Below are 26241 nucleotides of genomic sequence, written 5' to 3'. Positions count from 1 at the left end.
TTTTCTCCTTAACGACCTGCGGTCCAGTCCCGGGTGGTTAACGCCGTCAGAACGTGGTCGCGCCACTCTCCGTCTATCAGCAGCAAAGAACTCTATAGTACAATGGAGTTAATCATATAGTACGATGTTACCGCTCTTTATATATAACAAAGCCTCTGTTTTATATAGGCGCTTTTACTGCTAACGGTTTTAGTCGTCACTTTTTCTGAAGCTATTTTTAATGCTCGGTTAAACGCAATTAATGTCAAAGGGCTCTGATTAAACTTTTTGTAATTTGAATGGCTCTGGAAAATATAGACATCATCAGGATATCGTTTAGCACGTATTTGAATCAACTTTTTAAGGCTTATATTCATATTTAAAAACTCCCCTTTATATCTCCTGTGGGATTTCAGGAAAATCACATCTTCATGAACATCATTATATTTCAGCATCAGAATCCTTCCGACTGGCACTCTGGTAACAAACAACATCATCCAGAGATCAGCCCAACTGTCGGAGATTGAATAGAGATTGTTATAAATCCCAGTGAACTCAACGGGAGTTAAATGCTTTTCCAATCTGAAACCCTTAAAAAGCACCATGAGTGTATCTAAAAATAGCATGTCATGGAAAAGTTAAAAACTCAAAATAACTCATAAAAAATATTAAAACACATGCAAATCATTATAAAAATCAATTCACACAATAAAAAACACAGAACCACAACAATATGCCGGGATATTTTTTGCTGTGAACTCAGACAACCAGAACCGCAGTTTGGAGATCGGAAATTTTTGTACGTTAAGCGCATTATTTAGCCAATCGAGATTCGTAACGGATTGATTTTACGTCAGCGGCTATCGCTTTTAAGTTGTTGTTCTTGCTGTATTGCATTTAGGTTATCCAATTAAGGTCAAATCCCTGAAAACGGCGTATAGAGCGGGAGTACACCCTATTACAACAGTAAGCCTGTTCAAAAAACAGGCTTACCGTACAATAATTATCTTTACATTTGACACACTATATTTGAACGATCTGAAACTGGAAGAAAATAGACCTGTCCATATTCAAGCATAATTCCAAAACCTTGAATTCCGACTATATTGCTAACCCTGTAGACTCCATGAGTGATAGATTGAAAATCTAAAAAACCTGATCCTGAATAAGAATTCAAGGCACCCCATTCTGACCATAGAGCACCTATACCACGCGAAGGATTAAAATAGTCAGGAGTAAAAGCAGTGCTATCCGGTAGTGAATAACCCAAGTTTTCGCAATAATTTTTAGCGTTATCAAAATTTTCGATAGTTGTTCCCGCGTTAATAAACCATTTATTTACTGTAAATGTATAATTCAAGACCCTACCACCGGTAATTGGTTTTGCCGTAATGGTAACAGGAGATATAGTCCCTTCTGCAGTAAACATCACTACTCCGTTACTGACCGAGACCCATGATGCGTCTGAAGTCCATGTATAATCGCTGGCGACGGCACCGTTAGTCAGATTGAGGGTGAATTTTGCCCCTTTAAAGCCGGTAGTAGGGAACCCGGCAGCTTTAGCGAATGTGTAACCACCTGCGGTGACACCTGTTATATCTCCAGTCAGGGTGACGCCGGCCGGGGCCACCCCGAAGGCCGCACCGCCCAGCGTGGCGCTCACCGCCGCAGCGCCCGCCGTCGTTCCGGTCAGGGTCGCCGTGTAGCTGCCGTCTCCGTTGTCCGTCACCGTGCTGAAGGTCACCCCCCCGAGGGTCGAGGCAAAGGCAACCGCCTGCCCGCTCACCGGGTTGTTCAGCGCGTCGCGCAGCGTCAGGGTCAGCGTGCTCGCCGCCACCCCGTCAGCCGCTATGGTCGCCGGCGCCGCGGCCAGCGATGAACGGGCCGCATCCGGCGCGCCCGCCGTCACGCTCACGCTGGCATCTGCCGCGATGTTACTGGCTGGTATATTCGCTTTAAGAGTGTTTATGCCGGCAGACGTCATCACAACGCTCGCGGAATAACTTCCGTCTCCGTTGTCTGTCCAGACAATTCCACTGTAATCCTGTCCCGTCAGGGTGTTACTCAGCACGATATCAGAGGATTGCAGGCCTGTTACAGGAGCTGAATCGCGGTTGACAACCTTTAACGTCAGCATGCTGCTCTGCCCGGCTGTTACAGGAGAAGTTGCCAGCAGGGTCATACCGGTAACGGAGGCATTCACCGGTACAAAAGTCACACCGGTTACAAAACTGTTGCCGTTGATGAGCGTTGTACTGAGCGCGTACTGGCCCGCCCTTAAGTGAGTTATATTGAGAGCAACCTGGCCTGAAGCATCCGTTGTTGCCGCAAACCCTCCGCAGTCAGACGAGCCATTGATGGTACATTCATTCTTTCCTGTCGAAGGGGATATAATCACCTTCAGCGCCATTCCGGACACTGGCTTCCCGCTGGCGTCCGTCACCTTAACCACCACCTGATTGGCAGACCGCCCGTCTGCAAGCGCATTATCTGACACAACGCTGAGAGTGGCCTGAACGGAAGACGCCTTCACGGTTATAACCGTCCGGGCTTCCGCTTTGTTGCCTTCCCTGTCGGTCATTACTGCAGTAAGAGTGTAGGTATTTTCTTTTCCCGTTTCAGGCGAATTCCAGGCAGGCAACACCAAGCTGACCTCAAGAGGATTTGCCCCTGTGACAATCTGCCCTCCGGCTGCAATAAAGGCGCCGGCCTCCCACTCAACGCGGGAAACTCCGTACTTTGCCTTCGCCTTTGCGGTAACCGGAATACTCGTCAGCGCCTCCCCCTCAAATGACGGAGGTAATGACAATGAAACAAGCTCCTGCTTGCGGTACTGCATGACAATATTATAGTTACGGTCAACAAGGTCATAACGGCCGCCCTTAAGACTACGCATAATGCTGACATTGTCAGCACTTAACTGCTCAGAAAGCGACAATCCAAACCGCCAGTTAAAATCAATCCTGGCAAACAGGTCAGATGAGTCACCTGAACGGTGACCGGCAGTGACTGTCATTAACGGGAAAGGCGTATAATTTACGGCAGTCGTAAAGGTCTGCGGAGCATCCCGGAGGGAATCAGGAGAGGCAGAGCCTGTTCCGGAAGCTATTCCTTTTCCGAAATATTTTTCGTAGGTAAATTCCCCACCAACCTGCGGATATGCCGGCAGCCAGTACCTGGCCCTCAGGTCATAACCGTTAGCAGGGCGCTCATCATAATCACGCATGGAATCAAGCACCGACTGATGCCAGTCAGTAATTCGGAAATAACGGTTCGCTGAAAGACTGATATAGTCAGTTCTGGCCTCGAGCCCTACACCATAACGGGCATTATTGCCCGTCTGGTCATAATCATAAAAACTGTTAACTCCCAGCATGAATTCCTCTGCCGGGTAATACCGCACGCCCAGACCGCCATTCCAGATTGTTCTGTCTCTGTCACGCCGCACGCCGGCCTGACCATAAATAAGATGCTCCTGAGCATCCACCAGAGGAACCAGTAAATCAGCGCTCCCGCGTTTTTCCGTATCTATCTGAACACGTGCATTGCCTTTTTGCCCAAGCCAGTCACGTATGGCATTATTCATCACCCCATTGGCCATTCCGTTGATACGTCCAAGCGCTGCTGAGCGCGCAGCCCCGGCGCGGTCATCCGCCCCCATAACTCCCCAGACGGACTGAACCCCGCTCAGCAGGGCCTGAGGGGGTTCGGTTTTTTGGGGGGAAGTTTCATTATGTATACTGCCCGGCATTAATGGTGGACTCGCAGGCTCTGAAGAGTCCGTTCCGGCTGAATGAACTGAAATATCAGGGTTGCTGTGGTTGTTGTTTTTGCCGGGAAACGCTGCACCCCGCAAAGGCTCTGAGGATGGCTTAACAACAGACACCTCAGGCGCCGGGAGTGACGATGCCTTTCCGTAAGGTTCAGAGAGCAATGCCTCCGTCTTCCCGTGACCAGCCTCCATCAGATGACTCATCTCCCCGAGCCTTTCCATCCCATCAGGCTGGGAAGCAAATGCAAGCGGGGCAAGAGGGAAAAGAAAACTACTTATGACCCAGTAAAATAAAACAAACAGCCGCGTTTTTTCAAAAACCCTGATGTCAGCAAACACAAACAGCCCCCCGAATATATCAATAATTAAATCTTAGAAACCTGTAACATGCGGTTTCGTATTTCAACAAACGTCTGACTTTTAACCCTGTCACAAATCATATTCAGCTTATCATTCAGAGTGATGACCATAACTTCTTTAGGGTCCTTTTCCATTAATTCTTCATTAGCTTTATAGTACGCGTACTGTCGGTTAACGCTGTCAAACTGGGCTTTATATCCGGAATACGCAGACATATTAAGTTGCTTCAGGAGGTCGAAGTTATCAACACACTGGCGACCATCTGATTTTGCGCTGATGCTGCTTTTCTGGCCCTGAGATGAAACAAGAGAAACTGAAGAAGGCCGGGTCTTTCCGACCGAATTACATCCAATCAGGAGTGAAGAAACAACAGAGATAATTACTAGGTGCGTTTTTCTGTCCATGTATTAACCATCACCGTGAGATAATTTCAAAATAAACTTAATTATGATCACATAAACACATCGCTGCAAATATGCAATAAAACTCATTCAAAAACCCAAAAATCCACATTATTTAAGTCTTTTGCGTATTGAGGTAGTGACCGGGTAGCTGTGTTAATAGCTAACTTTGTACAGCGCGCTGGAAATGGATAAACCGGAGCCGGCGGCAAAGGTCTGCTACGCGCAGATGAGTAAGCAGTCCTGCGGTATGACCCGTTTGCCTGCGTACTGTGAGGTGGCCAGATGGTGTACCGCCGGGCGGTGGCGGGCCTGAATGTGCAGGAGCTGAAAATCCACGCTCGGGAAATCAGTCTGATGAGGTATATCCCGGCCTGACACAGGGAAGATCCGCCCTGAGCACTCTGACAGCCTGAAAAAGGGTTCCGAAGCCCAACCGTACGGAAACGTACGCTAAGTGCATTTCTGAACAATTCAATATGCACATAGCATATGTGAATATTGATGAGTTTTGGACATATTCCTTGTCTACGTTGGGGGCTGAGCCACAATGTAGACTTATGGAAATTGAGTTTGAAAAGATTATGTAGTGCTAATACCTATGTAGATATCAGCTTCTTCAGGACTTTTATAAGCTTCAAAATCAGTAAGAAAACTGCGACATATCTCAGGGTGTTGCTCAAAATAAGACCAGATATAAGACCAGGTTTGAATCATCGCATCGGGCATAGCCCCTCTTGCTTCAAAAACGAGATATTCCCCAGCTTCAATGACAATATTTTCAAAATCGCTGTTTGATTTATCAACAGATACACCAACGGTTAAATCATAGAAGCCGGTAGCGTCAGTTTCATAAGCTGAGTAAACGCCAAAAATTGGAGTATTTGGTAACCGTGTTGAGATCTGCTCTGTCACCCCCTCTGAATAGAACTTTGCCCATAGTCCAGGGATTTTTGCACTTTCAGAATTGAACTCATCAATGTTTTTCGTACGTACGCAAAGCCCCGCCACGCAGAAGCTTTTTATATGTTCAGTCTTTGGTTTCATAATGATTGTCTCTCTATGTAAATTTGAATTATACCCCAATGTGACAGGTTGACGCGCCCTGCGGGCTTGCCCACCCCCTCGCTCAGATGCAAGCTCTGAACATACTCACGATTTGTGCTGTGGGTCAACAAAATTAAACACGTCGCCAACTGTTGAGAGCAAAATCAAAATATTATGATTTTTTCCTTGTAACATGATGTTTTTTGCTCAAAATAACAAAAAATGTCATGAGGTGATAAATGGAAAATATTGAGCAGTTACGGAAAGTAGCTACACGTGCAGGTAAACTTCTGACATCCTTGAGCGAAAGTATCCGCCAGCAAAAAGAGGAATTGAAGCTTACTGAGTTCTATCAGGAATACAGCAAAGCTGCCCTGTATAAGCTGCCTAAGCTCAGCAAAGGGAGTGTTGAGTATGCTGTAGCCGAAATGGAAGCAAGTGGCTACATTTTTAAAAAGAAACCTTCCGGCAATACGATGAAGTACGCGATGACGATTCAGAACGTCATCGATCTGTATTTCCATCGAAAAGTCCCCAAGTACAGAGATCGATTCGATAAAGCCTTCACTATTTTTGTATGTAACCTTAAAGGTGGCGGTTCCAAGACAGTTTCTACCGCTTCATTATCCCATGCTTTTCGGGCTCATCCTCAGCTTCTGTTCGAAGACATGCGTATTCTGGCCATCGATTTCGATCCGCAGGCATCTCTGACAATGTTCCTGAGCCATGAGAATTCAGTGGGCCTGGTTGAAAATACGGCTGCTCAGGCCATGCTCCAGAACGTGTCTCGTGAGGAATTACTGTCCGATTTCATCGTGCCGTCAATTATCCCGGGCGTTGATGTTATTCCCGCTTCCATTGACGATGCATTCCTTGCTGAAGGCTGGAAGGGATTGTGTGAGGAACATCTGCCCGGGCAAAATATTCATGCAGTGCTTAAAGAGAACCTTATCGACAAGCTCCGGTATGACTACGACTTTATCTTCCTTGATAGTGGTCCTCACCTCGATGCGTTCCTGAAAAACTGTATCGGAGCGGCAGACCTGATGTTGACCCCTCTTCCTCCGGCAACGGTTGATTTTCATTCTTCCCTGAAGTTTGTAGCCAGCCTTCCTGCGCTTATTGATTCGATCGAACAGGATGGACACACCTGCAATCTCATCGGAAATGTCGGTTTTATGTCCAAAATCCTGAACAAGTCTGATCACAAAATTTGCCATAGTCAGGCTAAAGAGGTATTCGGTGCCGATATGCTCGACATGGTTCTGCCGAGGCTGGATGGCTTCGAGCGCTGCGGGGAGACTTTTGACACAGTTATCTCCGCAAATCCAGCAACCTATGATGGAAGCGCAGAGGCGCTTAAAAGCGCAAAATCTGCAGCGGAAGACTTTGCGAAGGCCGTATTTGATCGCATTGAGTTCATTCGTACTAACGGAGGTATGTGATGTCGAATGAGAAAAGGAAAACCATTGGTAGACAGTTAAATACCCAGGCGTCAATGGTCGAGATGACTGACACCCAAAGAAGTCAGGTATTTACCCTAAAAACCGGCAGGAAGATAACGTTCAGGTTTGTTCGGGTACCTGCATCGGACGTTGAAAGTAAGACATTCGTAAACCAAGAAACCAACGGAAGAGATCAACTTGCTCTGACCAGGGAGTCCCTTAAATCTATTATCCAGACGATTAAGTTTCAGCAGTTCTTTCCCTGTATTGGAATTAAGCAAGGTGAAAGGATTGAGATACTGGATGGTTCAAGACGGCGAGCCTCAGCGATTTATATCCGTACAGGGCTTGATGTAATGGTTACCGATGAACTTTTATCAGCTGATGAAGCTCGCCAGCTAGCTAAAGATATCCAGACAGCTAAAGAGCATAATCTTCGGGAGATCGGCTTAAGATTGATGGCTCTGAAAGAGTCTGGATTCAATCAAAAGGAAATTGCTGAACTGGAGGGGTTATCCCAGGCTAAGGTCACCAGGGCACTGCAGGCGGCAGCAGTACCGCAAGAATTGATTTCTCTGTTCCCAGTTCAGTCTGAGCTGTCGTTTAGTGACTATAAAATTCTGTTAGAGGTTAATGAAAAACTCAGTGAAAAGGGCTTAACGTCTGAAGGGCTCATTCAGTCTGTCTCAGATCAGCATGATGCAATTTTGAGTGACTACGAGCGACCAGAAGACGAAAAGAAAGTCAGTATACTGAAATTGATTTTCCAGGCCTCTCAGGCATTGATAGCTCCGCCTCCTAAGGAAAAGTCAGTAATTTCCGCACTCTGGACCTTTAACGAAAAAGACAAGTTCGCGCGCAAACGTGTGAAAGGGCGTACGCTGACTTATGAGTTTAGCCGTATGCCAAAAGTGGTTCAGGATGAACTGGACAAAGCTATTAACGAGGTCCTTGATAGAAATTTGAGTCAATAATTTCGCCACGGCGATTTCATATCTAACTTATTGTAATTAAGTTATTTATTTTGATAATTTCAAGGTGAAATCTCCACAATTTCAAGTCAATTTTGCTGCAGAAATATCCGCCCAGCGTGTCGTGTAAGCTGGCGAAAGTAGTTCCCTTTTAATCTACCACTCGGGGGCAATCCCCCGACCGGCGAACCTCCGGTAGAGCTGGCTAAGGAAACACCCACACGTGCGTGGGGAAGACGACACAGTCGGGCAGGCGACGCTGGCGTGGGTGGACTGGTACAACAATCGCCGGTTGCTGGAAAGGCTGGGGCATATCCCACCGACAGAAGCCGAACAGGCATATTATGCTTCCATCGGGAATAAGGATCTGGCAGCCTGAGTTCCCAACCAAAATACTCTCCCGGAAAACCGGGGCGGTTCAGGTTCACACGTTCCGTATCTGAGCCTGAGCAGAGATCATGCCACCTCAATGCCGGTTGCCGGATGGTCAGTAAACAGGTTTCCACCATCCTTATCCCGGGGTAACGACAAGAACCCGGTTTTGACAACGCTTACACGTAACGACACTTGTCCAGTGGTTCACTCGCGTTCATCTTCTCTGCTCCTACCTGACGGCTTCTTGCCGCCTTTTCCCCAGCGCTTCCTGCTGTGGCTCTTTACCACAACAGTCTGAGGTGGTTTGTATCATCCTCCTGTAAGGCGAATACGGAAGGCCATCTTCCATCTCAGACACAGCATGGACGGAGCCTTCCCGGTTCCGTCCTTCGTGTCACACTATCATCGGTATGCACTTTGCAAGCCTGGAGTGCCTCATACAGCGGACGAAGCCGGTTGCCCATCATCGCGACCCAGCGGACCATCGTGTTACGGCTCAGCACCAGCCCATGACGGGTGTAGATTTCAAAGTGTCGGTACAGCGGCGTGTGCTCCACATATTTTCCGACCAGGATACGGGCCAGCAGGCTGCTGCCCACACGACTGCCTTCTACTGGTTTGGACGGGAGCGGTGCCTGCACGATCACGTCGCACCGGCTGCACGCCAGTTTTGGCCGGACCGTTTCGATAACTTTAAAGGCGGTATTGATGATTTCCAGTTGTTCAGAGAGATTTTCTCCCCTTCAGTTCTCCACCACAGGACGGGCAGACGCTGTCCGCTGGCAGGAGAATCTGCGTTTCCCGTGGCAGGTCGGCTGGCAGCGGTTTTCGGGTGGTGTTGCGGGCGGTTTTTCCTGGCGTCGTTTGTGGTGCAACCTCAGCATCTGTTGGCGCATCCAGGACCGGTTTGTCGTCGTTCAGGCAGTTTTGGCCGCCTCCAGACGGGTATCAAGCTCTGACAACCGTTTCTCTGCCTGACGGATTTTGTTTTCCAGCTTATTACGGCTCTTTTCCGAACTCTGACCGAACAGCATTCGTCGTAGTTTATCCAGCTGTGCTTTCAGGCGGTTTATTTCCAGCTCGTAACCCGCAACCTGTCCTGCATACTGGCGCAACAGGGTCTGTTGTTTACGTAGCATGACCTTCAGCTGGTCGATGTCGTCAGGAAGTTCATTTTCCATACCACGACATTACAACAGGTTACACCCGCAGGCCAGGACGTTGTGATGACTGCGGATGTTTCCAGTTCAGGCCTTCCAGCAGCATAGCCAGTTGCGCCGGGGTCAGGTGGAGCTTCCCGTCGCTGACAACGGGCCAGGTGAAGTGTCAGCGCTCCAGTCGTTTGATGAACAGGCACAGACCATCCTCATCTGACCACAACAGCTTCACCATATCACCACGGTGTCCCTGGAAGATGTCAATGCCAAGATTTATGGCCATGACAGTCTTATATCATTGGCACTAACAGTATTGCAGGAGGAGTTTCAGACACAGGTTTTGAACCGCTCCAGAAATCCGGGAGAAAAAAGTGTCAGGGGGAGAGGTGTACAGAATAACTGATTAAAATCCGGTGCGTTTCAGCCGGTGCGGATGGCCATCAGTATCCACTGGGTGTCGTTGCTGACGGCCTCCCAACCACAGCTTTTCAGCAGCGTATTCAGTCCGCCAGCCCTGCCGCCAATTCTCGCCGGAACCGGCATAACCTGCTTCCCGTCATCATTAAAACCGATTTCCAGCGCGCTTTTCAGCAGAAAGATGCTGTTTACCGACGCTGATGGCTGAATCTGACGCCGGCCGCTCCACTCACTGTCGCTGAGGACGTGATACACCCAGTCATACTGCTTCGCCAGCTCCAGGGCGTATGTCAGGCGAAAGAGGTCGTTCTGCTCTGACAGTTCGCCCGTACAGCTGCGCCAGAGATAATCGAGCTTATGCCGTAACCCTGCCCGAACGCCAAGTCTTCGCCCCTGATCCAGTATCCAGTCAATATCCGTGGCCACGTCACGCGGGAAGCGGCGCTGTTTTTTCGCCTGCGCAAACCAGCGGTTGATAAACAGGTTTTCCTGCGACTCTGACAGTACCAGTCCGTCTTCCCGCGCCGTGTGCAGGGCAACAAGAGCGCACCATGCCAGATGGCCCGTTTTTTCCATGTTTCTCATAAATATATCCCCTGCTGAGATATTCTTACAACCCGGCTGCTGGGGTCTTTGTTATTCTGTATCTGGCAGAGAAAAGTAGCTCATTATCATATGAAGTAGTCCCATAGCTCCGTGAGCAAAAAAATAAATCTCAATGAAACTGGTCAGAAATTTATGTAATCCAATCATTATTTCTGTGTTAACACCAGAAAAGAGATAAAAATAGTCAGATAAAAACCATGATGCACCTGAAAGAGTAACGCCCAGCAGTGCCAGCACGCCAAGTCCCTGCACAGTAGCTGCAATTCCCCCTGAGTGAGCGTCAGGAAGACTCTTTTCCCTCAATGTAAGCAGATCTTTCTTAATTCCGGTAAAATCCATGAAAAGCCAGCAGTAATAATAACGAACACCTCTCTTCAGTAACATCCAGGAAAACAATACAGTACCCAGAATAATCAGACTTAGGCCTGAGATAATATGAAACCACGTGACGATATTATCAATTCCAGTCTGCTCCAGGGCATCAGTGCTTGTCATATTTGAGTTAATAATCTGGGAAAGAATCAAAAGAGCAATGAAAATATGCAGAAGACGAAAGCCTGGAAAGCTGCTATGAGGAAGCAAACCCCATATTTTTTTAATCATCTTGATTTACCTGCTTTTATTCTTAAAAATTTAATGTTTTTGTTTATGATTAATTTCGGATATACAAAAGGTATTACAGATATAAATATATCAGCTTTTATGTCATAACGACATGGAGGAGCCATCCAATACGTAATATTGTACATTCTCTGAATGTCGCAGCTACCAACGTGATAGCCTGTGGCTGTTAACATTCCTCGCCGTGTAAATCCATAATCGGGGTATGACGCTCAATGGCGCGAAAAGTCACGTTAAGAGCATTAACAATGAGGGGTCACCTCAGAAAATAGAAAATTTCTCACAGCGCATTCTACGCAACGTGAAGCGAAGATATATAGCCCTCTCACAGCTCGACGCAAGAATGGATTAGGGAGCGGAAAATCCGTGAGTATGTCCATTCGAGGAAGCAGAAGGGAGCTGATCTGTCATATGGCACTTTCTCGCCGATGGTTGAAAATTGAGCGTTTGATGTTTTGCATTGAGATTAGGGCAAAGACAGGGAACTGTCCCCTGCTTTCTTGCAGAGTTATCCACAGAGTTTGTGGGTTAAAAACTGAACCGCCCCGGTTTTGTGGGAGAGAGTTTAGTCCGGGAACTCAGGCTGCCAGAGCCTTTTCTCCGATGGAAGCATAATATGCCTGTTCTGCTTCAGCAGGTGGTATGTGGCCGAGTCGCCCAAGCAGCCGACGATTGTTGTACCACTCCACCCATGTCAGCGTCGCCAGCTCAACCTCTGTACGGTTTTTCCAGCTCTGTCGGTGTATCACCTCCGCTTTGTACAGGCCATTGATGCTCTCCGCCATTGCATTGTCGTAGGAGTCCCCCGTGCTGCCCGTTGAGGCCAGCAGTTCCGCCTCCTGTAGCCGCTGCGTGTACGCCAGCGACACATATTGCGATCCCTTATCGCTGTGATGGATTGTGCCTGACGGACGACGGGCCCACAGCGCCTGCTCCAGCGCATCCAGCACGAATGTCGTCTCCATCGAGGATGACACCTGCCAGCCCACGATGACGCCGGCGAACACATCGATGATGAACGCCACGTACGCGAAGCCCTGCCAGGTGCTGGCATACGTAAAATCTGCCACCCAAAGCTGGTTGGGACGGGCAGCGACGAACTGGCGATTGACCCTGTCATGAGCGGCCTGCGTTTTACGACCGACTGTCGTGCGCACTTTTTTACCACGGAGCACACCGGCCAGCCCCATAGCCTTCATCAGCCGCGCGATGGTGCATCTGGCCACGCTGAAGCCTTCCCGCTGCAACTGACGCCAGACCTTGCGAACACCATAGACGCTGTAGTTTTCGTCGTACACGCGCTGTATCTCCACTTTCAGCTGGTCGTCACGTTGCTGCCGCAGGCTACGCTTCTCCGGATGCTGACGCTGCTCCTGGTGCCGGTAATATGTCGACGGGGCGATATCCAGCTCATGGCATACCGGTCCGACCCCGTGGCTCCTGCTGAGGGTATCCAGCAGCGGTATTATTTTTCCACAGACGGTCGAACTCCGCCTTCGCAAAATAAGCGGAAGCCTGCCGCAGGATATCGTTGCTGCGCCGCAGTTCCCGGACTTCCCGCTCCAGCTCCTTGAGACGTTCGCGCTCAGAGGTGGAAAGTCCACCGTCACCTCCGCCTGCATCCCGCTCATGCTGACGAAGCCAGGTGCGCAGGGTGTCGGTGCTGCAGCCTATTTTAGGGGCAAGAGAATGGATAGCCGCGTGTTCAGAACGGTACTCATCACGCTGGTCCAGCAACATTCTGACTGCCCGTTCACGAAATTCCGGGGAGTAACGGTTTGCTGATTTTGATGCCATGTCGGATCTCCTTTTTCACTGAGAGTTTAGTCTCCCGGAAACCCGGTGCGGTTCAATCCGTATGTTTTGACGGACGCTACCATGCTGCTCTCCCTTATTTGAGAAGTTAACCAATAGTTTTGCAATGAAAGACCAGATGGAAGTGGGCACGCTTTAGCGTCAGGGCAAAGTCTGAACCCCTATCGTCACCATTACAGTCACGCATTCGCTTTTTCCATCCTCCTCTACCCGCACTGCCAACAGCGTCTCTTACGATTTGCCTGCCCTTAGGGCAGCAATACGGGCTTACCACGTTTCTGATGGGCTTGCCTATCTGCCGGGGGCTGTTCTGGCGACGTGTCCCAAAACTACAATGAAACATCCAGCCACCTTTACCTTTTGGTTAATGCCTGTCAGCCGTTTGGCATCTTCTTCGTTGACGACATTTATCAGCAATTCACTCATGTTGCCCATACCGACCAGCCTTGCCTCTTGGCCCTCTTTCGGCTGAGAGCTTCTGCCCCACATTTCACAATGATGAGGCACCCTGCCAGGGGAGTACGTTGTCAGAGGAGCTCCAGACAGTTCCGTTACCAGCACTGCCTGTCCTCTTAGGCTACAGTTGGTCGCACAACTGGTTAACTAACAATGCTCAATAAGCTATTGGTTTAACAATGATAAATCAGACAGTCACGTTTGTTAGGCGTGTACGTGTCGCACGAAGTTAAAGGAGCCGACCTGGGTGTTGCGCCCGTCAGCGACGATCACTTTGTCATGGAGAATTTTGTAAGTACTGACTGTACGAACCGGAATGCCCGCACCAGCCAGAAGGTTCATCGCGGCCTTACTCGCGTTGTTGTTCTTTCCGGCATTTGATTTCCAGTCCAGCACCACGGCCACATCCACACCGCGCCTTTTTGCCCGGACAAGCGCCGTACTTCCTGTGACTCTCGATGCAGCTGCCGTACAGTCAGAGCCACTCGTGGAGGCCCCGGAAACCCTCAGTATCAGCTGTGAGGTAACGTTCCGGCACGGAACGCTCCGTCTCAATGGCACTGTCAGCGAAAAGCTCCTGACCCTGCTGATACAGGAGCTCAAACGGTGATCCCGTTACCAACAGGCACCAAAATATGGCTGGTTGCCGGTATCACCGACATGCGTAACGGCTTCAATGGTCTCGCTGCAAAGGTGCAGACGACGCTGAAAGACGATCCGATGTCCGGCCACGTCTTCATCTTCCGGGGCCGCAGCGGCAATCAGATCAAACTGCTGTGGTCTACCGGTGACGGGCTGTGCCTGCTGACCAAACGGCTGGAGCGCGGCCGCTTCGCCTGGCCGTCAGCCCGCGATGGCAAAGTGTTCCTGACACCGGCGCAACTGGCGATGCATGTGTTCTGCATATTTTCCAACCAGGATACGGGCCAGCACGCTGCTGCCCACACGACTGCCTTCTACTGGTTTGGCCGGGAGCGGTGCCTGCACGATCACGTCGCACCGGCTGCACGCCAGTTTTGGCCGGACCGTTTCGATAACTTTAAAGGCGGTATTGATGATTTCCAGTTGTTCAGAGAGAGTTTCTCCCATCACCTTCAGTTCTCCACCACAGGACGGGCAGACGCTGTCCGCTGGCAGGAGAGTCTGCGTTTCCCGTGGCAGGTCGGCTGGCAGCGGTTTTCGGGTGGTGTTGCGGGCGGTTTTTCCTGGCGTCGTTTGTGGCGCAACCTCAGCATCTGTTGGCGCATCCAGGACCGGTTTGTCGTCGTTCAGGCAGTTTTTGGCCGCCTCCAGACGGTTTTCCAGCTCTGCCAGCCGTTTCTCTGTTTGGATTCTCTAACTGGTGCCTCAATGGGAAAAAGAAATTTCAGATACCTTGGCTATTCAGTCGTTTGCCGCAGTGAAGTGGTCCACAAAATTCTTTGCCTGATCGTCAAGCCATTTAGAAAAACGCTCCAGAGTGCCCCAATTGTGTGAGCGGTGAGGCCAGACTAGATAGTAGCTGAATGTGTGTGTAGCTTCGATAGCTGTTACCTGAACAAGTTCTCCACGTTCTAGCAGACCTGAAGCAATTGAGCGGCGGGTGAGTGCTATGCCCATTCCTGTTCTTGCAGCTTCCAGCATGTGTGTCGAATCGCTGAAAAGTAATGAAGGTGGGAGGGCGTCAAACGTACACGCCTCTGTTCTTCCGGACAACCATGTTGACCAACTCTCGGTGGCTTGTAACCTAGGAAATGCAAGGACTTCTTCCACAGTTTGCAGCCCACCAGTAGAGAATAGCCGCGGAGCAGCAACCAGCAACAATGAATCCCCCATAAGTCGGTGGATATGCATATTTGGCCATTCACCGTGTCCGAAGCGAATTGCACAATCTGCTGGCCCAGTATCAAAGTCGGTCAGATCCGTCGACGCCTCAAGATTGAGAGTAATAGTGGGGTTGCAGGCTAGCCAGTCAGACAACCTAGGTACTAACCAGTGCATGGCAAAGGAGGGTAAGACAGATATCCTCAAATACTGGCTACCTACTTGGTATCGAAGGTGCTCGGTGGCAGAGACAATATTCTCCAGTGCTTGACTAATCTGGTACGCATAAACTCGCCCCTCATCAGTGAGGATAGTCCGGCGGCCGGTACGGTTTACCAGTGATATACCAAGATAATTTTCAAGGGCGTGCATCTGGTGACTGATCGCACTGTGTGTCACATGTAATTCATCAGCAACAGCACCAACCGAGCCCAGACGTGCTAAAGCAACGAAGGCACGAAGTGCCGTTAAAGGAGGGAGTTTTGATTTCATGTTAGTTTTCCTAACCGCGTAAAAGAAAATATGTCACACATAGTTCTAGGCCGCAAAGCTATACTTTGGTGGCATTGCAATTCTTTCATGTCAGAGGAATTATATAAATGGTTATTAAAGAAATTCAGGAGTTTCTTGGTTCATACTTTGATGTGCTTCAACATCAGGATCTATCGCTATTTGATCGGGTGTTCCACCGTGATTGTGTGCTCTATTCACAGCAACAAGGTAACACAATAGTACGTCCATTATCCGAATACCGGAAAATGGTTAAAGGACGAAAATCACCGGAAGAAGGTGGATTTCCACGTTCTGATGAAGTGTTAATGATCGATGTTCTGGCATCGGATATGGCACTGGCTAAGGTCCGCTTACGTTTGTTCGACAATATTATGATCGATTATTTGAATCTTATGAAAGTTGACGGGCAGTGGCAAATTGTGTCGAAGCTCTTCTATCGAGTGGAGTAATAACATAGGTTCTGTTGCATTAAGGGAGGGGGCTGGCAAAATCCCCCTTATTTTCTCAAGTAACCAGTCATGTCTCTGATCCGAAAAGCCTTCAAACGACTCCATTATCCTGTCGATGTTATCGCCCTGTGAAGTTAAAATTCCTAGCTTCGGAATGGGTCTTGCAATTGTTGACGGGCTTGTGAAAGCCTTAAAAGGCGAAATTGAAGTAAAAAGTGAAGAGGGGATAGGCAGTGAGTTGATTGTAAAATTACCAGTCATTGTTGAACAATCAGTTGATCTTCAAAACACTTCACTTAAACAAATAGATTATCCAGTGCCAGCCAACCTAAACATCATTGTTATAGATGATAATGAACTATCATGTTTTACAATAGCTGAAATGTTATCAACCTATGACCATATATGTGAAACATCAACCTCCCCTACTCGAGCACTAGAAAAGCTTGCAAGAAAACCATATGATATAATTTTATGTGATTTGCAAATGCCAGTCATTACCGGCGATCAATTACTTAAACATATAAGAGATAATGAAGGCCCTAACATGAGAACCCCCTTCGTTTTCATAAGTGCTTACGCAGAAAAATTTAAAGTAATGAACACTAAAGTTATTTCAAAACCTGTGCATTCAGAGGAACTTCTTTCTGTAATATCTAAAGCCATCATAAAATAAATACCATAGTCCATTGTCAATAACTGACAATGGACTTTCCATTCTATTAACCTTAACCTTCATCATCCGGAAAGAAAATTCCAACATTTTCTTTAGCAACCTTATCAATAAATAGCTTAATAGTTTGTCCGTCAAATTTACCACTAGCTACAGACTCCTCACTAAGCATATTCATTCTCATAATTTCACTACACATAGCCCTGACTCTAACCAAACTGTCCAGCATAACCTTGTTGTACTCCATCTGGTTAAAACCGCCTTCCTTCCTTTCTCTCTGAATACGATAAACTCTGAGCCCTAGCTCTACTAACATGGAAGTTATTGACGAAACTGTTGCATCAGTCTCCGTTGCTCCTTCCTGCCTGCGCTCAGTAATAATCGCATCTATTTCTTCCCTGACCTGATTACTGACAAATGTTTGTATCCGTGGCATTCTTTGCTTTTCCTTACAGATTTAGAATCTTATTAAAATATAAATTCGGAAAATTATCCATAGTATGTTCAGAGTATATCATTTATTTTTGCAGAGTATAGTAACGAGTACACCCCCTCGGAAAACCAGAGTATACTCTAGAGTGCACTCTATCTATATAATTGATTTTAAATGTATAGTATAAAAAGAGTATATATATACTCTAATTATACTCTGCATAGAGTATATATATACTCTATGCATCAATGATGCAAATGACTTTGCAGTCTTAAAAAAACTATAACAGCATGATTTCAAAGAAAAACCAGGCAAGATGCAATCTTGCGAGGTGTGTGGGACTTTGAAGTTAAGAAGCAGGTTTAGACAAAATTGTCCGCCGGGCAGGATTCAGTAATTAGTGAGCAAAAATCCCGCCAGCGAAAGGGCGGGATTAATTTTATTCTTTAGGATCTGATGGCGTCTTTTTACGAGCGTTAAATACATCAATTAGTTTAAAAACGACAGCGGCAACTGTTATCGCCGTGCCTGCAATTGTTCCAAAAACCAAAGCTCTTTTGATTTGATGTAAAGGGAAAAACCAATATCCCTTACTGAAATAAATTAATGATGCTACCCCTGCACCCAGTACCAAACAAACTCCGATAGAGAAAACACAGGCATAGATGAATAGCTTCAAGTAACTAATCATTTTTTAGCCCCTGATTTTTCTTCAGATGGATTGTTTAATGCTTCTTTCGAGAATCCGTTAATAAACTCACTACCAACACCTCCGATAGCATCATAAACAAAATCAGGAATGTTATTCCCGTTTAATACTTTATCTACGCCAACTGGCGCATACTTCCCAAATGCCCCACCCAGACCAGCACCAATACCAGCCCCGGCCAGTGACACTGTATTTGGACCATCAGTAAAGAATGCCCTACCCATTGCGATACCTGTGTTCGCAAGGACACCACGACCGGGAGCCATCATGCCTGTTGTAAATGAGGTCGCGCTTCCCAGATAGTCCCACGACTTATTCGCATTCTGCGGCTGGTTTAAATCATAGACCTGATAACCACTATTGGCCGCCAGTCCAAGAAGCCCGCCACCAAGAACTTTACCTGCTGACGCAGCAGGCCCCAGATACCATGCCCCGGCAATCATCACACCATCCTGGTAGCCATCCACGATCACTTTCGTGATATTGGTGCTGTCCGGCATATCACCTTTCGCTATCTTATCCAGCCCGGCCTGCTTTTGTTCCGGTGTCAGATTATTGTCCACCGCGTACTTGTTCCATGATGTAGCCGCCGCAGCATTGCTTTCAAAACCATCACCGAAGCTGAGCGCGTTATTCTCAACAACAACTCACTCCGATAGCGTTATTTGCGTCTGTTTTTCCTATAGTGCTGGTAGTACACAAACCAGCAACCTATAGCTCCAATAACACCACCAACAACGCTGCCTTTCAAAATTTTCACATAATCGATGGATAATAAATCCACAGACAATCCGCTAGTAATAAAATAAAACAATTTTATTACAACTTGAGTGGCAACCGTTGTAATAAATATTCCAATAGGTAAAGCAATTACTAAGTAGAGTAAGATCAAAAGCCATTTTGAGAGTGAAACTTTCATTTCTGCCCCTCCGTTGCTTTTCCTGCTTGATCATTGCCATACTCTGTTGTGACTGAACCAGTTATGTTGCCAGCAACGCCGGGCACTGGATTAATCGGCAGTGGTTTTGATATTCCCATCCCGACATCTGTCCAGATCCAGTCTTTCCATGGTTTCATTGGATTAAGGACTTTATCAAATGGCAATTCAACCAATTTACCTGCGCCATAACCCAACCCAGATGCTATGCCGCTGATTGCTCCACCTTTCCACGGGTCATCACCTTTAAGGTAACTTGATGTCGCTCCACTACCAGCATTCACCGCCATTGTGCCCCATAACCCAGTTCCTGCTGTCAATGCACCTGTCCAGTAACCAAGGATTACATCATTCGGATTCACTTCACCATTAATCAGTAAGCCTACACCAGCATTTGCACTCGCACCGATCAGACTAGTGGTAGCAGCCATCTCGGGCAATAACGGCCAGGCAAGAGCGCTTCCTACCGCTGCCATTGCCGTTTCACAGGATACTGGAGTATTTCCACTACAAGCCTCTTTAATTGCTGCCTGAGTACCTGACGCGTAGTTTTCTGTTGTACCTGGTTTATTCGCGTTTGCGGCAGCTAAAATACTTCCAAGCGCGTTATTCTCAACTTAACCCCAGCCGCAAGGTCTAGGATTTGTATCCTATCTGTTCTTGTTTTTCCTGTAGTGCTGGTAATAGATACACCAACAACCTGAACCTGCAAGTCCTCCACAGAATACACCCGCTTTTATTGTTTTATTAAAATGAATATTTGAGAAACTAAACTCCCCACTATAATACAGCGAGTAACATAATTCAGTTCCAACTTGCACAAGCATGAACCATAATGGGAAAATAAGCATTAAGGCTAAGTTGAGATATAAAAAAACAAATAAGTATTTAAATTTGCTAGACCTCATTTTTTGCTCTCCGAATGATCTTTAACCCATTTACCTGCTTGATCATTAGAGACTTCAGTTGTACCTGAACCAAATATATTTCCAGCAACCCCAGGTAATGGCTCTAACTGTAAAGGCTTCGATATCCCCATTCCGACATCCGTCCAGAGCCAATCTTTCCATGGTTTCATTGGGTTAAGGAGCTTATCAAACGGAACCTCAACAAGTTTAGCGGCACCATAACCAAAACCGGACGCAACACCACTGATCGCTCCGCCTTTCAGCGGATCATCACCTTTAAGATAACTTGACGTGGCTCCACTACCAGCATTCACCGCCATTGTGCCCCATAAACCAGTTCCTGCTGTCAATGCACCTGTCCAGTAACCAAGGATTACATCATTCGGATTCACTTCACCATTAATCAGTAAGCCTACACCAGCATTTGCACTCGCACCGATCAGACTAGTGGTAGCAGCCATCTCGGGCAATAACGGCCAGGCAAGAGCGCTTCCTACCGCTGCCATTGCCGTTTCACAGGATACTGGAGTATTTCCACTACAAGCCTCTTTAATTGCTGCCTGAGTACCTGACGCGTAGTTTTCTGTTGTACCTGGTTTATTCGCGTTTGCGGCAGCTAAAATACTTCCAAGCGCGTTATTCTCAACAACAACTCGTTCCGGTACACATTGCTGCGATGAACACGTTTTTTCCCTGTCCTTTCCGTGAGTTACAGCCGCTTTTGCACGCTGTACTTCCGGCACTGCAACTTTTTGCCCCGACGCGCCTTTTTCGCCCGAACACCCTACCGCCCCGGTGAAGATCACCAGGCACAGTAACAGGCTCATCAGACGTGTCAGCTTTTTTGGCATGCAGCATCATAACCCATCTTTGCTGTAATGAGTTATGCCGTTTTGAGATTCTATTCAGGGAGTTAGCGGGATTATACGGGGACAGCCGGGATAAGGCCGGAGAGGCCTCTGCGGGCCTCAGCTCTGGCTGTATTGCCCGGCTATCTTGCGGGAGGTGTGAAGTACTCGCAGGATGCGCACACGAGCGCTTTCTGCCACATACACTACGATGAACGGGAAGTGCGGCACCACCAGTTTACGCTGCTTCTCTGAGCCTCCGGCTTTCACTCCGGCAAGCGGGTTTTCCGCAAGGATAGTGACCATACCCGCCAGACGGTCGTCAGCCGCGATAGCCACCATTGCCCCCGCCTCGCGGTTCAGGTACCGGAAGAGGTTTTCTCTGTCATGCTGTGCGCGTTTTTCCCACTCAACCCTGATGCTCACAGCTTACCCCGCATGGCCTGTTGTTTCAGCGCCTTCATTCGCTTTTCCATTTCATCGTTGCTGATGTACTCGCCTTCACCTGCATCATGGCGGCTGAACGCCTGGGCTATCTGTGTTTCCAGCCAGCCTTCATGCTCGCTGCTCTGATGGCGACGTTCTTCTGCGGCCAGCTCTTCGGCCCGCTGGCGCATCAGCTCTGTAAGGCTCATCTGCTGGCGCTCTGCGGCCTGCATCGCCAGGCGTTTGGTTTCTTCGTCGATTCGGAAGTGGATAGTGCTGCTCATCGCCATAACCTCACGTGGTGTCAGTTGTGTTGTCATTATGATGATTGTCCTCAAGGTTGTCATCCAGGATTCGTGCTTCCCGCTCTGCCGGATGGGTTGAGGCATGAACCGCCTGTAACGCCCGCACCGACACCTGCGTGTATATCTGCGTCGATTCCACGCTGACATGGCCCAGCATCGCCTGTATCCACCGCAGATCTGCGCCGTTTTCCAGCATCTGGGTCGCCATCGCGTGCCGGAACAGGTGACAGCTTCCCTGCGCAACCAGCCCGGAGGCTCTCATATGGTGGCTGACGATGTTAGTGATCCCGTTGGGCGTCAGCCCCTCCACACCATCAAGGGCCACGAACAGCGCCTTACAGTGCGGGTTAACCAGTAACTGTGGCCGGACGTGGTGCAGGTAACGCTGCACCCACCACAGCGCACGCTCGCCCACCGGCACCACCCTGTCCTGCTTTCCCTTGCCCTGAACGATGGTCAGGATGCGGCGGTTTGCATCCACGCTGAACACCTCAAGCCCTGCGGCTTCGCTGCGCCGTATGCCCGTTGACCACAGCACCTCCATCAGCGCACGGTCACGGATGCCGCCGGGCGTGCTCAGGTCAGGCAGCGCCAGCACCTGCTCCACCTCGTCCACGCTCAGGATATAGCGCGGCAGGCGTTTTTCCAGCCTCGGCAGCTCAAGGTCGGCCGCCGGGTTCGCCAGTATCAGGTTCTGCTGCGTCATCCAGCGGAACCACACCTGGATGGGCTGCACCGCCGTGCGCTGGGTCCGGGTGGTCAGCGGCTCGCCGTTGCGCTTGCGGTACTGGTACAGGTGGCGCTGGTAGCGTTCCAGCACCGGACGCGTCACCTCTGCCGGATGGTGCAGCCCGCGCTCTGCCGCCCACTGGACGAACCGGTAGCTGTGGTGCGTCTGCACCTTCAGCGTCGTCTCTGACCAGTTGCGCTCCCGCCGCCACGCCACGAACCGCAGCAGCAGCGCGTACAGGCTCTTCGGGTCTGAGGCCGGGCCGACAGGCTGACGGTACACGTCATCGACCGTCAGCAGACTGCCACGCCGTTTTCGGTTAGCCATGCGTTACCGCCGCTGCGAAGGCGCTGTTGTGGTGATTATCGCTGTGATGATGGGGGGCAGTAGTGTGATGCGGCGCTTGCGGGTTATCACTCTTTACTGCGTTTTCGTTCAGCCCGTCCGGTTGTGGCTCCGGGCCTTGCACCGTGAGGCCTGGAGCTGTCTGCTCTGTACCAGACAACGGGCAGACCTGACCCTGACCTGAACCAGACCTTACGCCATCAGAGGCAGACTTGCGCTCGCTGCCCTCTGTTTTTGAGGCCGCGTTTATCAGCTCGCCCACATCCGGCAGACCGCACAGGTGCGGGGCCTGTGTGTTGTCGCCGTCCCACAGCAGCTCGTAGTGCAGCAGGTGGCCCCGACTCCCGCCGTGCAGCAGCAGGTATTCCATTTCCACCAGGCGCACACAGTGGTTTTTAAGCTGGCTGTCGCTCCACCCGGTACTGGCCCGGATATCACGGCGGGTGAAGCGAACCTCGCCCGGCAGACACTGCTGACGACCCGCCATCTCCCTGACCATCGCCTGTATCAGCAACAGCAGTTTGCGCGTCTGTGGCGGCATTTCATCCAGCGTCCGGCCCAGCACCTCGTGCGCCAGCCGGGTTGCCAGCGCGATATCGGCTTTTGTCACCTCGGTATACTCGATGACCTGCCCGCGATGGGTCGCACGTTTCACCTCCCGCTGGTACTGGTGCAGCAGCGCCACCGCCTGTATCAGCGTCAGGTATTTCATATGGTCGCGCCGGGTGCGGGTTTTGTCGCTGAGGAACGTTAACTGGTGCGCATACGGGTTCACTACTTTCAGCGGCCGCAGCAGCCGCTGGGCGTTCTGATGCAGGGTCGTCAGGTACTGTTTCTCACTCTGCGCCAGCAGACCCTCCAGCGTCTGCCCGTGGCGCTGCATCGCGTGTATCGCCTGCGTCTGCTCCCGGCTCTCGTTCACCGTCAGCACCAGGCAGCGGTTCAGCAGCTCTTCGTCCACGTCGATGGCCGTGGTCGTCAGCATCAGCATCACCGGACCCTGAACGCTGTATTCCCGCGTCACCAGTTCGCCGCTCTGCTCGTTCTTCCCCGTGCTGGCGATGGTCAGCGACCCGTCTGACTGCAGCAGCTTCAGCGCATACGCCGCCTGCCGCACACCTTCTTCCTCGGCGATGGCCAGTATCTTGTGTTGCAGCGAGGTTTCACCCAGGTAGTACAGGCTCTGGCCCGTCATCGCGCTGTACTGCACCCGTTCTTCATCCGGCATCAGCCCCAGCACCGCATCCATCAGCGAAGACTTCCCCGCCGCCGACGAGGACTGGATAAGTACTGCCAGCGGTTTATCCAGCTTGCGCGATACCGCCGCAAGATACCCGGTCAGCAGATTGGTGGACTCACCCACCACACCGCAGGCCGCCAGGTCATCGGTGATACGCGCCGCAAGGTCCGGGGATTTCAGGAGTGCCAGCGCCGCCGCTTCATCGTCAGCGTTCATCGTGATGGCGGTCCTGTTGTCGGTGGCTTCAGACTGTCGCGCCTCGTCCTGTTTCTGCTCCAGCAACAGCAGCAGGCGGCCGCATTCGCGTTTGATAACCGATTGCTCACAGGCCAGCTCTGTTGCCGCCGTGCTGACGTAGTTCTGCCGGCTCCGGGCATGGTACATATCCAGGCTGTCCACATGGACCGCCCCGCTCAGGCTGTCGCGCACCTGCACGTTAACTTTCATCACCTCCGGCTGACGCTGTTTCTGCCAGCCCCGTACCCGCCACGCGCGCGGGCCGCAGGTCAGCAGCAGGTCGCCGGACGCGCTCACCTCGTGCGCCACCGTGTCTGTCGTGGCCGCTGACGGTGCGGGGGCTGAGACGGCTAAGGAAGGGCTGTTGTCCGGTATGCCCGCCGTTACTGACGAAGACGGGGATTCATGGCTGAACACCACGCCGGGGCCATTACCCGTTCCCAGCCACTTCGCCTGCTGCAGGGCCAGACCCAGCGCCGACTCCGGGCTGCCGCTTTTCAGCGCATATTCATTCGCATCCATCCCCGCCGGGAACGGCACCCGCCACGCCTCCAGCCCACATGCCAGCAGTTCAGTTGCCACACGCTCTGCGCCACGGTCGCCCGCCTCGTCACGGTCATACGCGATAAGCACCCGCTTCACGCCGTGGTAGCGCAGGGCCGTCAGGTGGTCGGGGGTGAAGCCGTTCACCCCGTAAGCCGTGGTGACGTTGCGCAGCCCGGCACACCAGAAGGTCATCGCGTCGATCAGGGATTCACACAGGATGATGTCTGAGGAACCCCGCATCGCCGCTTCGTTCCATACGCCACACAGCGGCGACGGCAGATACAGGTGACGCGAAGATCCTTTCTTGATCTGGTTATCGGCCATTGTTCGCCGTCCGTACACTTGCAGCATTCTGCCACGGTGCGCCACGATGGCAGATTCAGACCATCCCTCTACAGGCATTGTCACGCAGCCACGGAAGTGATCCTGTCGGGTCTGCTCACGCAACACACCCAGCGCGGCCAGACGTTCCCGCAGACGACGGCCCTCTTTGCTCGTCGTTGAAGGCAACAGCCCCGTATCGCCGCTGATACCGTGCGTACCCGCGAACCCCAGCCGGAAGTGACTCACCAGTTCGGGATGCGTCAGGCCACGGTGCGCCAGCCATGCCTGCGCTTCCGGGCTGTCCAGCAGATTGCGGTGATAGAAGTCCGTTACCTGACGCAACAGTGCCTGACCGTCCACGTCCAGATCGACGAGCAGCTGACGCGCTGGCGTCGCTTTTGGCTCCACAGACGGGACAGCTAAGGAAGAAGCGTTACCGTCAGTCCCCGCCAGCCGGGCTTTCAGGAACGCCACCGCCTCCCGAAGCCCCTGCCCGGTGGTGCTCATCTGCCAGTCGATAACCGAGCCTTTGGCCCCGCAGCCGAAGCAGTGGTACAGCCCCTTTGCCGGGGTGATCACGCAGGACGGCGTTTTCTCGTCATGGAACGGGCACAGGCAGACGTAGCTGTCTGCCCCATGTTTTTTCAGCTTATGGCCCTGCGACTGGGCCAGTGTGAGCAGCGAGACGTGGCGTTTCAGCTCATCCAGTTCATGCTTCGGGATCCGGGCCATAAGCGTACTCCTTGCAAAAATGCGTCAAGATTCTGTTGTGGTTTATTTTAGTATCCCATATGCTACCAATGTCAAGATGATTATTTTTAGGGGGATATGATGACTGCATTGTTTTCTTATTGGTTAAATTCAATGAGTGTTGCCGATCGTCTGATTCATCTCCGCAAGAGTAAGGGTCTGACTCAGCAGGCACTGGCGGATGCTATAGGCCTGCATGTCACACAGATAAAACGTTATGAGGCTGGAAGCTCCCAGCCTTCGCTGGATGCGATTAAGAAGATTGCACAGACCTTACGCGTCACCACTGATTCGTTGATATTCGAGTCTGATGAGCTGGCTCCGGATGCTGATTTGGCGTTACAGTTTCAGGCCATTTCGCATATGGCCCCGGAGCAGCAACAGGTTATCAAGCAGCTTCTGGAAGGAATGATCATCAAGTACGAAGCAGAACGCTGGTCTTCAAGAGTGAAGTGACCGACGGTTAAAAAAGGCCGTCACACAAGACAGTTAATAAAAAATAACCATGCGCGATCTGTGCATGGTTTGGGGTGCCTTTTTTTATTTTTAATACAGTAATAAAAACAATACTTTTAAACCTTCTGCATCAGTATGATCCTTCCGCTATTTATCCCTCCCCTGCTACATCTGATATCCAATAATA

22 protein-coding genes, 10 pseudogenes and 1 other annotated feature are annotated in these 26241 nt (G+C 50.3%); of the genes and pseudogenes, 8 read left to right on the top strand and 24 right to left on the bottom strand.

Annotated elements, in window-relative coordinates; all coding sequences use genetic code 11:
- Nucleotides 1-8: 8 nt before the first annotated feature.
- The 4 genes and pseudogenes from KGP25_RS25480 to KGP25_RS25465 form a co-directional block, all read right to left on the bottom strand.
- Nucleotides 9-83: pseudogene (locus tag KGP25_RS25480) on the bottom strand (30S ribosomal protein S5 alanine N-acetyltransferase); the annotation flags it as partial.
- 54 nt (nucleotides 84-137) lie between these two features.
- Entirely contained in the window at nucleotides 138-560 is a 423-nt protein-coding gene (locus KGP25_RS25475; RefSeq protein ID WP_223540635.1) for a hypothetical protein, read from the bottom strand.
- Nucleotides 561-988: 428 nt separating this feature from the next.
- Nucleotides 989-4090: an inverse autotransporter beta domain-containing protein gene (locus KGP25_RS25470; RefSeq protein WP_223540634.1), complete on the bottom strand. Its 3102-nt coding sequence runs from the start codon at nucleotides 4088-4090 to the stop codon at nucleotides 989-991.
- Nucleotides 4091-4116: 26 nt separating this feature from the next.
- On the bottom strand, nucleotides 4117-4515 hold the full coding sequence (locus KGP25_RS25465) for a hypothetical protein (protein WP_223540633.1): 399 nt from the start codon (nucleotides 4513-4515) through the stop codon (nucleotides 4117-4119).
- Between the two features lie 166 nt (nucleotides 4516-4681).
- Between KGP25_RS25465 and KGP25_RS25460 the strand changes: the two are divergent.
- Nucleotides 4682-4890 (top strand): annotated as a pseudogene (locus tag KGP25_RS25460) (IS91 family transposase); the annotation flags it as partial.
- 204 nt (nucleotides 4891-5094) lie between these two features.
- Here KGP25_RS25460 and KGP25_RS25455 read toward each other — a convergent pair.
- Nucleotides 5095-5559, bottom strand: a complete 465-nt coding sequence (locus tag KGP25_RS25455; RefSeq protein WP_123061062.1) for a GyrI-like domain-containing protein — start codon at nucleotides 5557-5559, stop codon at nucleotides 5095-5097.
- Nucleotides 5560-5798: 239 nt separating this feature from the next.
- Between KGP25_RS25455 and KGP25_RS25450 the strand changes: the two genes are divergently transcribed.
- Together KGP25_RS25450 and KGP25_RS25445 are read left to right on the top strand one after the other, a co-directional pair.
- A complete protein-coding gene (locus KGP25_RS25450) occupies nucleotides 5799-7004 on the top strand; it encodes an AAA family ATPase (protein ID WP_123061061.1) in 1206 nt (401 codons plus the stop codon).
- Nucleotides 7004-7978 (top strand): ParB family protein, encoded by a 975-nt coding sequence (locus KGP25_RS25445; RefSeq protein ID WP_172621953.1) that lies wholly within the window; start codon nucleotides 7004-7006, stop codon nucleotides 7976-7978. The genes KGP25_RS25450 and KGP25_RS25445 overlap by 1 nt, the downstream gene beginning before the upstream one ends.
- Nucleotides 7979-8059: 81 nt before the next feature.
- Here the strand turns inward: KGP25_RS25445 and KGP25_RS25440 are convergent.
- Nucleotides 8060-8164 (bottom strand): annotated as a pseudogene (locus KGP25_RS25440) (DUF4113 domain-containing protein); the annotation flags it as partial.
- A 64-nt stretch (nucleotides 8165-8228) separates the two neighbouring features.
- Between KGP25_RS25440 and KGP25_RS25435 the strand changes: the two are divergent.
- Nucleotides 8229-8354 (top strand): annotated as a pseudogene (locus tag KGP25_RS25435) (IS3 family transposase); the annotation flags it as partial.
- Nucleotides 8355-8748: 394 nt separating this feature from the next.
- Here the strand turns inward: KGP25_RS25435 and KGP25_RS25430 are convergent.
- The 6 genes and pseudogenes from KGP25_RS25430 to KGP25_RS25405 form a co-directional block, all read right to left on the bottom strand.
- A pseudogene (locus tag KGP25_RS25430) lies at nucleotides 8749-9531 on the bottom strand (transposase); the annotation flags it as partial.
- A 19-nt stretch (nucleotides 9532-9550) separates the two neighbouring features.
- Nucleotides 9551-9772 (bottom strand): annotated as a pseudogene (gene tnpB, locus KGP25_RS25425) (IS66 family insertion sequence element accessory protein TnpB); the annotation flags it as partial.
- A 155-nt stretch (nucleotides 9773-9927) separates the two neighbouring features.
- Nucleotides 9928-10509 (bottom strand): DUF2913 family protein, encoded by a 582-nt coding sequence (locus KGP25_RS25420; protein ID WP_123061056.1) that lies wholly within the window; start codon nucleotides 10507-10509, stop codon nucleotides 9928-9930.
- 51 nt (nucleotides 10510-10560) lie between these two features.
- A complete protein-coding gene (locus KGP25_RS25415; RefSeq protein ID WP_123061055.1) occupies nucleotides 10561-11133 on the bottom strand; it encodes a cytochrome b/b6 domain-containing protein in 573 nt (190 codons plus the stop codon).
- Nucleotides 11134-11729: 596 nt separating this feature from the next.
- A pseudogene (locus KGP25_RS25410) lies at nucleotides 11730-12948 on the bottom strand (IS3 family transposase).
- Nucleotides 12546-12661, bottom strand: a sequence feature (AL1L pseudoknot). It overlaps the preceding pseudogene by 116 nt.
- Before the next feature lie 699 nt (nucleotides 12949-13647).
- Nucleotides 13648-13860: pseudogene (locus KGP25_RS25405) on the bottom strand (phospholipase D-like domain-containing protein); the annotation flags it as partial.
- 168 nt (nucleotides 13861-14028) lie between these two features.
- Here KGP25_RS25405 and tnpB (KGP25_RS25400) point away from each other — a divergent pair.
- Nucleotides 14029-14313, top strand: a pseudogene (tnpB, locus tag KGP25_RS25400) (IS66 family insertion sequence element accessory protein TnpB); the annotation flags it as partial.
- On the opposite strand, the pseudogene KGP25_RS25395 reads toward tnpB (KGP25_RS25400), so the two are convergent.
- Both KGP25_RS25395 and KGP25_RS25390 read right to left on the bottom strand, forming a co-directional pair.
- Nucleotides 14314-14751 (bottom strand): annotated as a pseudogene (locus tag KGP25_RS25395) (IS66 family transposase zinc-finger binding domain-containing protein); the annotation flags it as partial. It abuts the pseudogene before it with no gap.
- A 54-nt stretch (nucleotides 14752-14805) separates the two neighbouring features.
- Complete coding sequence (locus KGP25_RS25390; protein ID WP_143345814.1) at nucleotides 14806-15717, bottom strand: LysR substrate-binding domain-containing protein; 912 nt, start codon at nucleotides 15715-15717, stop codon at nucleotides 14806-14808.
- A gap of 107 nt (nucleotides 15718-15824) precedes the next feature.
- Here KGP25_RS25390 and KGP25_RS25385 point away from each other — a divergent pair, with 107 nt between their 5' ends.
- Both KGP25_RS25385 and KGP25_RS25380 read left to right on the top strand, forming a co-directional pair.
- Nucleotides 15825-16187 carry a nuclear transport factor 2 family protein gene (locus KGP25_RS25385; RefSeq protein ID WP_143345813.1) on the top strand — a complete coding sequence of 121 codons (363 nt, stop codon included), beginning with the start codon at nucleotides 15825-15827 and terminating at the stop codon, nucleotides 16185-16187.
- 154 nt (nucleotides 16188-16341) lie between these two features.
- Nucleotides 16342-16863 (top strand): response regulator, encoded by a 522-nt coding sequence (locus tag KGP25_RS25380; protein ID WP_172621951.1) that lies wholly within the window; start codon nucleotides 16342-16344, stop codon nucleotides 16861-16863.
- A 52-nt stretch (nucleotides 16864-16915) separates the two neighbouring features.
- Here KGP25_RS25380 and traM read toward each other — a convergent pair whose 3' ends face one another.
- The 10 genes from traM to KGP25_RS25330 form a co-directional block, all read right to left on the bottom strand.
- Entirely contained in the window at nucleotides 16916-17296 is a 381-nt protein-coding gene (gene traM, locus KGP25_RS25375; RefSeq protein WP_123061013.1) for a conjugal transfer relaxosome DNA-binding protein TraM, read from the bottom strand.
- 436 nt (nucleotides 17297-17732) lie between these two features.
- Nucleotides 17733-17984, bottom strand: coding sequence for a hypothetical protein (locus KGP25_RS25370; protein ID WP_143345811.1), 252 nt, complete (start codon nucleotides 17982-17984; stop codon nucleotides 17733-17735).
- Nucleotides 17981-18565: an adhesin gene (locus tag KGP25_RS25365; RefSeq protein WP_143345810.1), complete on the bottom strand. Its 585-nt coding sequence runs from the start codon at nucleotides 18563-18565 to the stop codon at nucleotides 17981-17983. The genes KGP25_RS25370 and KGP25_RS25365 overlap by 4 nt, the downstream gene beginning before the upstream one ends.
- Before the next feature lie 98 nt (nucleotides 18566-18663).
- Complete coding sequence (locus tag KGP25_RS25360) at nucleotides 18664-18921, bottom strand: hypothetical protein (protein WP_143345809.1); 258 nt, start codon at nucleotides 18919-18921, stop codon at nucleotides 18664-18666.
- Nucleotides 18918-19415, bottom strand: coding sequence for an adhesin (locus tag KGP25_RS25355; protein WP_223540632.1), 498 nt, complete (start codon nucleotides 19413-19415; stop codon nucleotides 18918-18920). Before KGP25_RS25355 ends, KGP25_RS25360 begins: the two co-directional genes overlap by 4 nt.
- Before the next feature lie 428 nt (nucleotides 19416-19843).
- Entirely contained in the window at nucleotides 19844-20698 is an 855-nt protein-coding gene (locus tag KGP25_RS25350; protein WP_223540631.1) for a hypothetical protein, read from the bottom strand.
- A gap of 117 nt (nucleotides 20699-20815) precedes the next feature.
- A complete protein-coding gene (locus tag KGP25_RS25345; RefSeq protein WP_223539163.1) occupies nucleotides 20816-21121 on the bottom strand; it encodes a type II toxin-antitoxin system RelE/ParE family toxin in 306 nt (101 codons plus the stop codon).
- Nucleotides 21118-21405 (bottom strand): damage-inducible protein J, encoded by a 288-nt coding sequence (locus tag KGP25_RS25340; protein WP_223540567.1) that lies wholly within the window; start codon nucleotides 21403-21405, stop codon nucleotides 21118-21120. The genes KGP25_RS25345 and KGP25_RS25340 overlap by 4 nt, the downstream gene beginning before the upstream one ends.
- A 10-nt stretch (nucleotides 21406-21415) precedes the next feature.
- A complete protein-coding gene (gene xerC, locus KGP25_RS25335; protein ID WP_223539164.1) occupies nucleotides 21416-22483 on the bottom strand; it encodes a site-specific tyrosine recombinase XerC in 1068 nt (355 codons plus the stop codon).
- A complete protein-coding gene (locus tag KGP25_RS25330) occupies nucleotides 22476-25580 on the bottom strand; it encodes a CHC2 zinc finger domain-containing protein (RefSeq protein WP_223539165.1) in 3105 nt (1034 codons plus the stop codon). The genes xerC and KGP25_RS25330 overlap by 8 nt, the downstream gene beginning before the upstream one ends.
- Before the next feature lie 132 nt (nucleotides 25581-25712).
- On the opposite strand from KGP25_RS25330, the gene KGP25_RS25325 reads away from it, so the two are divergent.
- Nucleotides 25713-26054, top strand: a complete 342-nt coding sequence (locus KGP25_RS25325) for a helix-turn-helix transcriptional regulator (RefSeq protein WP_345790654.1) — start codon at nucleotides 25713-25715, stop codon at nucleotides 26052-26054.
- Nucleotides 26055-26241: the final 187 nt, after the last annotated feature.

Origin of the sequence: Enterobacter sp. JBIWA003 (genome assembly GCF_019968825.1) — a bacterium.
Taxonomy (GTDB): Bacteria; Pseudomonadota; Gammaproteobacteria; order Enterobacterales; family Enterobacteriaceae; genus Enterobacter; species Enterobacter quasiroggenkampii.
This window is presented reverse-complemented; position numbering and strand designations above follow the sequence as displayed.